This window comes from Microcella indica (assembly GCF_013414345.1).
In the GTDB taxonomy this organism is placed as follows: domain Bacteria; phylum Actinomycetota; class Actinomycetes; order Actinomycetales; family Microbacteriaceae; genus Microcella; species Microcella indica.
The window spans coordinates 943,825-955,560 of sequence record NZ_CP058670.1 but is presented as its reverse complement, the minus strand read 5'-3'; the positions used below and the strand labels follow the sequence as shown (position 1 = coordinate 955,560).

At 69.3% G+C, this 11,736-nt stretch carries 11 protein-coding genes; 2 read left to right on the top strand and 9 right to left on the bottom strand.

What is annotated here, in order from left to right; translation table 11 throughout:
• Window positions 1-57 precede the first annotated feature (57 nt).
• The 5 genes from HUJ41_RS04685 to HUJ41_RS04665 all read right to left on the bottom strand — a co-directional run bounded on the left by HUJ41_RS04685 (window position 58) and on the right by HUJ41_RS04665 (window position 5,135).
• The gene (locus tag HUJ41_RS04685; protein WP_179873554.1) at window positions 58-1,050 is read right to left on the bottom strand and encodes an IS481 family transposase; all 993 of its coding nucleotides are present in this window, start codon (window positions 1,048-1,050) and stop codon (window positions 58-60) included.
• Between the two features lie 107 nt (window positions 1,051-1,157).
• Window positions 1,158-2,483, bottom strand: coding sequence for a M50 family metallopeptidase (locus HUJ41_RS04680; RefSeq protein WP_218925644.1), 1,326 nt, complete (start codon window positions 2,481-2,483; stop codon window positions 1,158-1,160).
• 25 nt (window positions 2,484-2,508) lie between these two features.
• On the bottom strand, window positions 2,509-3,588 hold the full coding sequence (gene dxr / locus HUJ41_RS04675; protein WP_179873553.1) for a 1-deoxy-D-xylulose-5-phosphate reductoisomerase: 1,080 nt from the start codon (window positions 3,586-3,588) through the stop codon (window positions 2,509-2,511).
• A 23-nt stretch (window positions 3,589-3,611) separates the two neighbouring features.
• The gene (locus HUJ41_RS04670; RefSeq protein WP_224744579.1) at window positions 3,612-4,613 is read right to left on the bottom strand and encodes an FKBP-type peptidyl-prolyl cis-trans isomerase; all 1,002 of its coding nucleotides are present in this window, start codon (window positions 4,611-4,613) and stop codon (window positions 3,612-3,614) included.
• 18 nt (window positions 4,614-4,631) lie between these two features.
• On the bottom strand, window positions 4,632-5,135 hold the full coding sequence (locus HUJ41_RS04665; RefSeq protein ID WP_179873552.1) for an OsmC family protein: 504 nt from the start codon (window positions 5,133-5,135) through the stop codon (window positions 4,632-4,634).
• A 48-nt stretch (window positions 5,136-5,183) separates the two neighbouring features.
• On the opposite strand from HUJ41_RS04665, the gene gabT reads away from it, so the two are divergent.
• Both gabT and HUJ41_RS04655 read left to right on the top strand, forming a co-directional pair.
• A complete protein-coding gene (gene gabT / locus HUJ41_RS04660; RefSeq protein WP_179873551.1) occupies window positions 5,184-6,545 on the top strand; it encodes a 4-aminobutyrate--2-oxoglutarate transaminase in 1,362 nt (453 codons plus the stop codon).
• A gap of 5 nt (window positions 6,546-6,550) precedes the next feature.
• Window positions 6,551-7,528 carry an asparaginase gene (locus tag HUJ41_RS04655; protein WP_179873550.1) on the top strand — a complete coding sequence of 326 codons (978 nt, stop codon included), beginning with the start codon at window positions 6,551-6,553 and terminating at the stop codon, window positions 7,526-7,528.
• Between the two features lie 15 nt (window positions 7,529-7,543).
• Here HUJ41_RS04655 and HUJ41_RS04650 read toward each other — a convergent pair whose 3' ends face one another.
• The 4 genes from HUJ41_RS04650 to HUJ41_RS04635 are packed head-to-tail and all read right to left on the bottom strand — an operon-like array spanning window position 7,544 to window position 11,723.
• Window positions 7,544-8,299 (bottom strand): ABC transporter permease, encoded by a 756-nt coding sequence (locus tag HUJ41_RS04650; protein ID WP_179873869.1) that lies wholly within the window; start codon window positions 8,297-8,299, stop codon window positions 7,544-7,546.
• A gap of 38 nt (window positions 8,300-8,337) precedes the next feature.
• Window positions 8,338-9,249, bottom strand: coding sequence for an ABC transporter permease (locus tag HUJ41_RS04645; RefSeq protein WP_179873549.1), 912 nt, complete (start codon window positions 9,247-9,249; stop codon window positions 8,338-8,340).
• Window positions 9,250-9,252: 3 nt separating this feature from the next.
• Window positions 9,253-10,473 (bottom strand): ABC transporter ATP-binding protein, encoded by a 1,221-nt coding sequence (locus HUJ41_RS04640; protein WP_179873548.1) that lies wholly within the window; start codon window positions 10,471-10,473, stop codon window positions 9,253-9,255.
• Window positions 10,474-10,514: 41 nt separating this feature from the next.
• On the bottom strand, window positions 10,515-11,723 hold the full coding sequence (locus HUJ41_RS04635; RefSeq protein ID WP_179873547.1) for an ABC transporter substrate-binding protein: 1,209 nt from the start codon (window positions 11,721-11,723) through the stop codon (window positions 10,515-10,517).
• Window positions 11,724-11,736: the final 13 nt, after the last annotated feature.

Genomic DNA, 11,736 nt, shown 5'->3' with positions numbered 1-11,736 from the left:
AACGCGACACGGCGGTTCGCCCCGCCCGCTGACGAGCGAGCAGCGCGCGGCGGTGCCCTAGTTGTAGTGCCCAGGCAGGTTGTTTAGCCGGCTGATGGGTGGGACCTTGCCGATGGCCGTGTGCAGCCGATGGTGATTGTAGTGATGGAGCCATGCCGGGAGGGCTGCTCGGCGGGCTGACTCGGAGTTGTAGTGCTTCGTGAATGCCCATCCGTCGGCCATGGTGCGGTGGAACCGTTCGATCTTTCCGTTGGTCTGCGGCCGGTAGGGGCGGGTTCGCTTCGGCGTGATCCCCAACTCACGGCAGGCGGCCCTCCATGCATGGGATCGGTAGGCGGAGCCATTGTCAGAGAGCACGCGCTCGACGGTGACGCCACGATCGGCGAACCAGGACGTTGCTCGCCGGAGCACCCCGATTGCGGTGGCTGCGGTCTCGTCGTCGTGGATCTCGGCGTAGGCCACGCGAGAGTTGTCATCGATGACGGTGTGAACGAAGGCGTGCCGCATCAGCTCGTTGTGATGTCTGCTGCGTGCGAGACCGGGTGTTGACTGACGATTTCGTCTGCCCTGTTCGCGGCCCACGAACCGCCACCCTCCGCCGTTGGGAATGTTGCCCAGCTTCTTCACGTCGACGTGGATCATCGCCTCCGGCCTGTCATGCTCGTAGCGGCGAGCCGGCTCTCCGGTCTTCACGTCCACGTGGGAGAGGCGGTTGAGTTTGCAGCGCACCAGCACCGCGTGCACGGTCGAGGAGGGCACGCCCAGCAGGCCAGCGATCTGAACCGGCCCGAGACGCTTCTTGATCCGCAAATGCACGATCTTCTTCACCACCGCCTGCGGCGTCTTGTTGGGATGCGTGTGGGGTCGGCTGGAGCGATCGGCCATGCCTTCAGGGCCGAGCTCGAGATACCGTTTGGCCCATTTCGCTGCCGTCGGATAGGACACGCGAAAGTAGTCAGCCGCGGCCGAGATCGACCAGCCATCATCGACAACCTGCCGGGCAAGGCGAAGACGTTGGCGAGGCGTCAGGGCGGCATTACCGTGGGACACGAGAACCTCCTTGGTTCAGAGCGGATGCAGTAAGCAGCTCCACTCTGCCTCGGAGGTTCTCGCCATGTCAGGACGTCCAGATCAAACAACGTCCCTGGGCACTACACCTAGAACAGGGTGATCGGCTTGACGATGTCGGCGTAGATGAGCAGAGCGCTCATGACGCCGAGCACCACCACCACGGCAAGCGTGATCGGCACGAGCTTGGCCGTGTCGACCGGCCCGGGGTCGGGCTTGCCGAAGAGCGCCCACAGACGACGGCGCGCACCCTCGAACAATGCCCCGGCGATGTGCCCGCCGTCGAGCGGCAGGAGCGGGATGAGGTTGAACACGAAGAGGGCGACGTTGAGCGAGGCGAGGAGACCCGTGAGCGCGGAGATGCGCTCGACGACGGGCAGCGTGTCGATGCTCGCGATCTCGCCCGCGATACGGCCGACGCCCACCACGCTGATCGGGCCGTTGGGGTCGCGCTCCCCCGGGCCGAAGGCGGCCTCGGCGACGTCGATCATGCGCTGGGGCAGCGTCAGGATGATCTCGCCCACCCGCACGATGTTGTCGCCCACGGCGGGGAGAACCTCGCTCGCGGGCTGCTGGGCCGTCTCGAAGGCTGCGCCGATGCCGATGAACCCGACCTGCTGCGTGAGCAGCTCGCCGTCCGCGCCCTCCACGAGCTGACCGCGCTCGTCGATCACGTAGCGCTCCGTGAGCAGCGGTGTGAGCGTGGTCGACACCGCCGAGCCTCCGCGGTCGAGGGTGAAGTCGAGGGGCTCGCCGGCTGCGTCGCGCACCGTCGTGAGCACGGCATCCCACTCATCGATCGGGGCGCCGTCGATCGCGACGATGCGATCCCCCGGCAGCAGCCCTGCCTCCGCACCCGGCGCGAGCGGATCGCCCGGCGCGCACTCCTGGCGCTCGCTCGTCGCCGGCAGCACGCACTCGTTGACGCTGCCGATCGTCGTCGAGGGCTGCGCGAGGCCGAAGCCCATGAGCACGACCGCGTAGAGCACGACCGCGATGACGAGGTTCATGAGCGGGCCGCCGAGCATGACGATGACGCGCTTCCACACCGCCAGCCGGTAGAAGGAACGGTGCTCCTCCCCCTCGACGATCGTGTCGGCGGAAGCCGAGCGGGCGTCCTGCACGAGGGTCTGGAAGAAGCCCGTTGTCGCATAGCGCTCCGCCGAGCCGGCGGCGGGCGGATACATGCCCGCCATCGAGATGTAGCCGCCGAGCGGGATCCACTTGAACCCGTACTCGGTGCCGCCACGCCGCCACGACACGATCGTGCGCCCGAAGCCGACCATGAACTGGCCCACGCGCACGCCGAAGAGCTTCGCGGGCACGAAGTGGCCGAGCTCGTGCAGGGCGATCGACACCACGAGGCCGACGACGACGACGAGGATGCCGACGATGTACAGCAGCACGGTCTCCACGAGCGGTAACTCTAGTGCCGCGCGCTCAGCGTGAGCCGATGAGCGCGTCGGCCTCGGCGCGCGCCCAGCGCTCGGCGTCGAGCACGCCGTCGAGGGTCATGGCGTGCGGCTCGTGCCGATCGACGACCGCGCGCACGGTATCGAGGATCTCGAGGTAGCCGAGCGCCCCGTCATGGAAGGCGTGCACGGCCTGCTCGTTGGCCGCGTTGAACACCGCCGGGAACGTCGCCCCCGCAGCACCCACCTGCTTGGCGAGCGCGACGGCCGGGAAGGCCACCTCGTCGAGCGGCTCGAAAGTCCACGTGCTCGCCGTGCTCCAGTCGAGTGGCGCACCGACACCGGCGACGCGATGCGGCCAGTCGAGGCCCAGGGAGATCGGCAGGCGCATGTCGGGCGGCGAGCACTGCGCGATCGTCGAGCCGTCGACGAACTCGACCATCGAGTGCACGATCGACTGCGGGTGCACGGTCACGTCGATGCGCTCGTAGGGGACGTCGAAGAGCAGGTGCGCCTCGATGACCTCGAGGCCCTTGTTGACGAGCGTGGCCGAGTTGGTCGTGATGACGCGCCCCATATCCCACGTCGGGTGCGCAAGCGCTTGCGCGGGCGTGACGTCGGCGAGCTCGGCACGCGTTCGCCCGCGGAACGGGCCGCCGCTCGCCGTGAGCACGAGCCGGCGCACCTCGTGGTGCTCGCCCGCGAGCAGAGACTGCGCGATCGCGGAGTGCTCGCTGTCGACTGGCACGATCTGGCCGGGCGCCGCGAGGTCCGTCACGAGGGACCCGCCGACGATGAGGCTCTCCTTGTTGGCAAGGGCCAGGATGCGCCCCGCGCGCAGCGCCGCGAGCGTCGGCGCGAGACCGACCGACCCGGTGATGCCGTTGAGCACGACGTCGCAGGCGACATCCCGCACGAGCTCGGCTGCGGCCTCGGCGCCGAGGGCGACGTGCTGCACGGAGTGGTCTCGTGCCTGCTGCTCCACGAGCTCGCGATTGCGGCCGGCTGCGAGCCCGACGACGCGGAAGCGCTCCGGGTTCGCGGCGATGACCTCGAGGGCCTGGACCCCGATGGAGCCCGTGGAGCCGAGGACGATGATGTCGCGCATGCGCCCTATCCTGCCGCGTGCGCTCAGCGCGTGCCGAGGATGTCGACGACGAAGACGATCGTGTCCTCCGCGCCAATCGAGCCGTCTGGCGTGCCGCCCTGCGGGCCGTAGCCGAGGTCGGGCGGGATGATCGCGATGACCTGGGAGCCGACGGCCTGGCCGACGAGCGCATCGCGGAAGCCCTGGATGACGCCGTCGGTGGGGAACGTGGCGGGGGCGCCGCGCTGCCAGCTGGAGTCGAAGACGTCGCCCGTGTTCCAGTTGATGCCCGTGTAGTGCACGGTCACCTCGGCGCCCTCCTCGACGACGGGGCCCTCTCCCTCGATGAGCACGGCGAGGCCGAACTCGGCGGGCGGCGCCTCGTCGGGGATGACGATCGTCGGCGCGCCGTCGTCGTCGAGCGTGACCTCGGGGAAGCCGTCGGGCGCCTCGCCCGCCGCGCCCTCGGCGCGGTCGAGGGGCGCGTCGAGGATCTCGACGACGTCGATCACGAAGACGAGGGACTCGGTGCCCGCGAGCTGCAGCTCGGGGATACCCGCCTCGCCGAAGCCCTCAGCGGGTGGGATGACGCCCGCGATGCGGGCGCCGGGTGCGGCGCACTCGAGGAGGAGCGAGAAGCCGACGAGCTGCTCGCTCGCGGTGTCGATGGGGAAGGCCTCGGCGTTCTCGCCCGTGAAGCCCGTCGACGCGAGCTCGTCGCCGGTCTCCCCGTTGAACACGGAGTACTCGATGAGGACGGTGTCGCCGTTCTCGGCGCGATCGCCCTCGCCCTCGGTCAGCAGTGATCGCTGCGTCGACTCGGCCACGAGCGGAGCCTCGAAGCTGATCTCGGGCGCCGACCCGGCAGCGCCGTCGACCGCGACGGCCTGCGAGGCGTCACCGGCCTCGACGCAGCCCTCGAGGGCGGCGTCCGGTGAACCGTCGCCGGGGGTGCACGCGGCGAGGGAGACGAGAAGGCCCGCGGTCAGCAGGGCGAAGGGAGTACGGCGCACGAGGAAGCTCCGGTAGCGGTCGGGGACGGGCACGAAGTCTCCATCCTGCCATCAGAGTCTTGGTGCCCCCTGCGCGCCGGCGACGAGCGTGACCGGCTCGTGCGCGACGGGGAAGCTCACCGAGTTGGCGATGAAGCACAGCTCGCTCGCCCGCTCGTGCAGGTGCGCGGCCCGGCGCGCATCCTCTTCGCTGTGATGGGCGGCGAGCGTCACGCGCGGGCGCAGCGTCGCCTCGACGAGCCGGCCGCCCTCACCCTCCTGCTCGAGCGTCCCGCTCGCCTCGTCGCGGTAGTCGACGACGACGAGGCCGTTGCTCGCGGCGACATGCAGGTAGCTCAGCAGGTGGCACTGGCTGAGGGCTGCGATGACGAGCTCCTCGGGGTTCCAGCGCTCGGCATCACCGCGGAAGGTGCGATCGCTCGACCCCTCGATCTCGTGGGTCTTGCCTTCGGCGAGGATGCGGTGGTCGCGACCGTAGGAACGGTACGTGGCCGTGCCCTCGCCCCGATTGCCCGTCCACTGGATGCTCACCGCGTAGCCGTGCTCGCTGCCCATGTCGCGCCCCTTCGGTCGATCAGTGTCGCGGAGTACACTCATCCCACCATGACAGACACCCTCTCCGCCTCCTCCGCGAGCCTCGCGCCGGGCACCGACATCGCCCAGGAGCGCCGCGTCGTCACCGAGATTCCGGGCCCGCGCTCGCGCGAGCTGCACGAGCGCCGGCTGGCCGTCGTCTCCGCCGGCGTCGGCACGACGCTGCCCGTCTACATCGACCGGGCGCACGGCGCCATCGCCGTCGATGTCGACGGCAACCACTTCATCGACCTGGGCGGCGGCATCGGTGTCACGACGGTCGGCCACACCGACGATGCCGTCGTCGAGGCCGTGCGCGAGCAGGTGGGCCGTCTCACCCACACGCTCTTCACCGTGACACCGTACGAGCCGTACGTGCGCGTCGCCGAGCTGCTCGTGCAGCACTCCCCCGGCGACCACGCGAAGAAGGTCGTGCTCGTCAACTCGGGCGCTGAGGCTCTCGAGAACGCCGTCAAGATCGCGCGCAAGCACACGGGGCGCAACGGCGTCGCGGTGCTCGACCACGGCTACCACGGGCGCACGAACCTCACGATGGCGATGAACTTCAAGGCCGCTCCGTACAACACGGGCTTCGGGCCCTTCGCGGGCGATGTGCACCACGCCCCGAGCTCCTACCCGTATCTCGACAAGCTCTCGGGCCCCGAGGCCGCGAAGCGCACGATCAGCTACCTCGAGAAGCGCGTCGGCGCCGCCGACCTCGCGTGCCTCGTCGTCGAGCCGATCCAGGGCGAGGGCGGGTTCATGGTCCCCGCCGATGGCTACCTCCCGGCGCTCGTCGAGTGGTGCCGCGCCCACGGCATCGTGTTCGTCGCCGACGAGGTGCAGAGCGGTGTCGCGCGCACCGGTGCGTTCTACGCGAGCGAGCACTTCGGCATCGTGCCCGACCTCATCACGACCGCGAAGGGCATCGCGGGCGGTATGCCGCTCGCGGGAGTCGTGGGGCGTGCGGAGATCATGGACTCGGCCCACGCGGGAGGGCTCGGCGGCACGTTCGGCGGGAACCCCGTCGCGTGCGCGGCCGCCGTCGCCGTGCTCGAGCAGATCGTCAGCCGCGACCTGCTGGCCGAGGCGCGCCGCATCGAGGGAGTGCTCAAGCCCGCCCTGCTCGAGCTGCAGCGCCAGCATCCCGTCATCGGCGATGTGCGCGGCATGGGCGCGATGCTCGCGATCGAGTTCACCGACCCCGAGACGGGCGAGCCGGATGCGGCCACGGTCGCGCGCGTGGCCGCCGCCGCCGCCGAGCAGGGTGTGCTCGCCCTCACGGCGGGCACGTACGGCAACGTGATCCGCTTCCTCCCGAGCCTCGTCATCAGCGACGCGCTGCTGCTCGACGCGGTCGGCGTGCTCGACGCGGCGCTCTCCGCTTCCTGAGCGGGATGGCCGGCACCGAGCGCGCTCTCGAGCCCGCGGGCTGCGTGGAGCTCGCGCGGCTCGAGAGATCGGGGCTCGTCGAGTCGCGCCACCTCGGCGCAGCAGCCGTCGTCGACGCCTCCGGACGCGTACTGCGCGCCGTCGGCGACGTGCGCGCGACGATCTACCCGCGCTCGACGCTGAAGCCGCTGCAGGCGATCGCGATGCTCGAGGCGGGAGCGCGCTTCACCGACGAGCAGCTCGTGCTCGCGACCGCGAGCCACTGCGGGTCGCCCGCGCACCTCGCCGTCGTGGAGGGCATGCTCGCCGAGGACGGCCGGTCGCCCGACGACCTGCAGTGCCCGGTCGAGCCGCCGCTCGGCTCCCGCGAGCGCGCGGAACGACGCGCGGCGGGGCTGGCTGCCACGCGCGTCACGATGAACTGCTCCGGCAAGCACGCGGGCTTCCTGCGCGCGAGCGACGCCCTCGGGGCGGATGCCCGGCACTACCTGCACGTCGAGCATCCGGTGCAGCGGCGCGTGGTCGAGACGATCGCGCAGTGGACCGGTGAGGCCGTGCACCGCACGGCCGTCGACGGCTGCGGGGCTCCCCTGCACGCGACCTCCCTCGCGGCTCTCGCGCGGGGCATCGCCCGCGTCGCGGCAGGAGAGTCGGCGCACGCCGCCGCGTTCATGGCCGCCGTGCGGGCGCAGCCTTGGGCCATCGACGGTGTCGGGCGCGCCAACACTGTCGTCATCGAGCAACTCGGGCTGCTCGCGAAGATCGGTGCGGAAGGGCTCGTCGTGCTCGCGACCCCCGAGGGGGTCGCCGTCGCCGTCAAGGTGCTCGACGGCGGCATGCGCGCCACGACGCCCGTGGCGCTGGCGCTCCTCGTGGCAGAGGGCGTCGTCGACGCCGAGGCAGCCGAGGAGGTCGTCGCCTCGCTCGCGCCGCCCGTGCTGGGCGGCGGCGAGGTCGTCGGCGGCCTCGTCGTGAGCGTCTAGCGCCGTCCGGCCGTCCTACGTGGTCGTGGCGAGCTTGCGCCGCCGCGCGGCCGCGCTCAGCTGAGCGATGAGCACGAGCGCGATCGCGAGGAAGAACACGCCGGATGCGATGACGTTCGCCTCAGGCGGGATCCCTCGCGCGGCCGCGGTGTAGACGAAGCTCGGGAAGGTCACCTCGGCACCCCGGTTGAAGTTCGTGATGATGAAGTCGTCGAAGCTCAGGGCGAACGACAGCAGCGCAGCGGCCACGACGCCGGGCAGGAGCATCGGGAACGTGATGCGCCAGAACACCTGCCGCGGGTTGCCGTACAGATCGCGGCCCGCCTCCTCGAGCGCCGGGTCGATGCTCGCCACGCGGGCGCGCACGGTCACGACGACGAAGCTCAGGCAGAACAGGGTGTGCGCGAGGATGATCGTGCCGAGCCCCTTGGGCACGCCCGCCTGGAGGAACTGCGCGGCGAGACCGGCTCCGAGCACGACCTCCGGCGTCGTCATGGGCAGGAAGATCAGCAGGGTCGTGGTGTTGCGGAACCGGAAGCGGTACCGCACGAGCGCGATCGCGATCATGGTGCCGAGGGTCGTGGCGAGCACGGTCGCGACGACACCGATGAGGATGCTGTTGCCGAACGCCTGGCACACGGTCTGCGCCTCGCACACCGTGAGCCAGTTGTCGAGCGTGAACCCGCGCCAGATGATGTTCGTGCGTCGCGCGTCGTTGAACGAGAACACGATCGTGTACACGATCGGGATGAGCAGGAAGACGAACGCCATGCCCGCGTAGACCCAGATGGCCCACTTGCCGAAGCCTCTCACAGCAGCTCCTCCGTTCCCGAGCGCTTCACGTAGAGGCTCACGAGGATGAGGATCGCGGCCATGAGCACGATCGAGAGCGCCGCGGCGGCGGGGAAGTTCTGCAGCACGAGGAAGTTCGTCTCGATCACGTTGCCGATCATCGTCGTCTCGGATGATCCGAGGAACTCGCGGGAGGCATTGATGTAGTCACCAGCGGCGGGGATGAACGTCAGGAGCGTGCCCGACATGACGCCCGCCGCCGAGAGCGGAAGGGTCACCGTGCGGAAGGTCACCGCGGGGCTGCCGTAGAGGTCGTTGCCGGCCTCGAGCAGACGCAGGTCGAGGCTCGCGAGCGTCGCGTAGATCGGCAGGGTCATGAACGGCACGAAGTTGTAGGTGAGCCCGAAGATGACGGAGAACGCCGTGCCGGTGATCGCCTGCCCCGGCGGCAGGATCGCGAGAGCGCCGAGGACACCCGCGATGGGGCCTTCATCGGAGAAGATCTGCTTCCACGCGAGCGTGCGCAGCAGGAAGGAGATGAAGAACGGCGCGATCACGAGCACGAGGGCGAGACCCTGCAGCAACGGGTACGGCCGCAGCGTGATGCCGATGAAGTACCCGAGAGGGAAGCCGATGAGGAGCGCGAAGAGGGTCGCCAGCGCCGCGTAGCCCGCCGACCGCAGTGACTGCTCGCCGTAGGTCTCGAGCACCGTGACGTAGTTCTCCCACCGGAACGCGTTCGTGTAGATCCCGAACTGCAGCGGGTCGGGCGCCTGGAAGCTCGTGATGATGAGCGAGATGAGCGGCGTGACGAAGAAGAGCACGAGATAGAGCACACCGGGCAGAAGCAGGAAGAGCGCGATGGGGCTGCGCCGCTTCGCCGCGGGCTCGGCCGCGCTCGTCTGAGCGGAGAAGGCGGTGAAGGCCACGGCTCAGTCCGCCCCGAGCTCTGCCTCGAGCTTCTCGCGCGACTGGGTGGCGATCATCGAGGTGTCGGTGTCGTCCTGGAAGCGCGAGCCGGCTGCCGTGTAGGACTCGTCCGCGAGCCCGAAGGTGTGGCCGACGTCCCAGCTGAGCCAGACCTCATCGCCATCGTGGTGCATCGCGGTGATGCTCGTGTTCTGGGAGAACACGGTCACGACCCCGTGCGTGGGCAGCGTCACCTCGTACTGCGTGCTCACGCCGCTGAAGGAGACATCCGTCACCCGGCCGGGCCCGACGACGTTGCGGTCGCTGGACTGCTTCGGAGCGCTGTCGTGCAGCGTGACCTTCTCCGGGCGCACGCCCACGGTGATGCGCCCGCGGTGCCGCTGCGCTCGATCGGAGCGCACGTCGATCGTCGTGCCGGAGACGTCGACGGAGATCGAGGATGAGCCGCTCGACGTCACCTCACCGGTGAACAGGTTGGACTGCCCGAGGAAGGTGGCGACGAAGGCCGTGTGCGGAAGCTCGTAGAGCTCCTGCGGGTTGCCCATCTGCTCGATGCGGCCCTTGTTCATGACCGCGACCGTGTCGGCCATGGTCATGGCCTCTTCCTGGTCGTGTGTCACGTGCAGGAAGGTGAGACCGACCTCGCTCTGGATGTCCTTGAGCTCGATCTGCATCTGGCGGCGCAGCTTGAGGTCGAGCGCCCCGAGCGGCTCGTCCAGCAGGAGCAGAGCGGGGCGGTTGACGACAGCGCGGGCGAGAGCGACGCGCTGCTGCTGACCACCAGAGAGCTGCGCGGGCTTGCGGTTCGCGACGTGGTCGAGCTCGACGAGCTGGAGCGCCTCGTGCGCGAGCGGATCGGCGTTCTTGATCCCGCGGCGCTTGAGCCCGAACGCGACGTTCTCGATGATCGTCATGTGCGGGAAGAGCGCGTAGCTCTGGAACACCGTGTTGACCGGCCGCTGGTAGGCCCGAATGCTCGTCACGTCCCGACCGCCGATGAGGATGCGACCGGTCGTCGGCTCCTCGAGCCCGGCGATGAGCCGCAGGGTGGTCGTCTTGCCGCAGCCGGACGGGCCCAGCAGAGCGAAGAACGATCCGGCCGGGATGGTCAGATCGAGCTCCTCGATGGCAGTGAACCCGGGGAATCGCTTGCTGATGCCGACCAGCTCGAGGTCGGCACCAGCCTCAGCGAATCCACCCTGCGGAACCTCGTTGTTCGTCACGTCGGTGGTGCTCCTTGGGGAATGTTGCGCGGGGGTGGTCGTCAGGCGCCGAGCAGGATCGCCTGGAAGGCCGCCTGGTACTCGTTCTCCTCCTGGGCCGACAGGCCGCGGAAGATCTTGGTCTGCGCGAGAGTCGCCTCATCCGGGAAGATGAGCGGGTCGTTGGCGAGGTCGGCGTCGATGTCGAACATCGCCTCGCGAGCGCCCACGACGGGGGTGATGTAGTTCACCCACGCGGCGACTTCAGCAGCCACCTCCGGCTGGTAGTAGTAGTCGATGAGCGTCTCGGCGTTCGTCTTGCGCGGCGAGCCGATCGGGATGAGGAAGTTGTCGCTCCACAGCGTGGCGCCTCCCTCGGGCAGGACGAACTTCCACTTCTCGTAGCCGGCCTCGAAGTTGAGGACCGTGATGTCGCCTGACCAGCAGATCGCGGCGAGGGTGTCCTCGTTCACGAGGTCCTCGGTGTAGGCGTTGCCGCGCACGTTGCGGATCTGGCCGGACTCGACCTGCTCGCGGAAGACGTCGAGGGCGGCGTTGAACTCCTCGGCCGTGAAGTCGCCGGAGATGTCGACGCCGTTCTCGAGCATGATCACGCCGATCGTGTCGCGCATCTCGGAGAGCACACCCACGCGACCCGCGAGATCGGGGCGCCAGAGGTCGCTCACCGCGCCGACGGGGTCGGTCTGCTCGGTGTTGTAGGCGATGCCGGCGAAGCCCGACTGCCACGGGAGCGAGTGCTCGCGGCCCGGGTCGAATGCCGGGTTCTGCAGGCTGGGCGTGAGGTTGCTGGCGTTGGAGATGTTGCTCTTGTTGAGGGGCTGCGTGTAGCCGAGCTGGATCCAGCGGCTCACCATCCAGTCGGTGAGGCAGACCGTGTCCGCCCCGATGTCCTGGCCGAGCGCGAGCTGATCGCGCACCGTCGCGAAGTAGGAGTTGTTGTCGTCCACCGTGACGAGGTAGTTGACGTCGATGCCCGTCTGCTCCTGGAACGCGAGGAGAGTCGGGTAGTTGCCGTCGTCATCCTCGTCGATGTAGAAGGGCCAGTTCGCCCAGTTGAGCGTCTTGTCGTCGGCGGAGGTGTCCTCGGCGGGAGTGAGCTCCCCGCCCGCATCGGTCGAGCAGGCGGCGAGGGCGAAAGCGGTGGCACCGGCACCCGCACCGGCGAGCATCGCGCGTCGGCTGACCTGGGCGCGCTTGGCCTGCTGGATGAGGGTGCGGATCATCGGGTCTTCGGGAAGCGGACGGTTCATGGCTCTGCTCCTT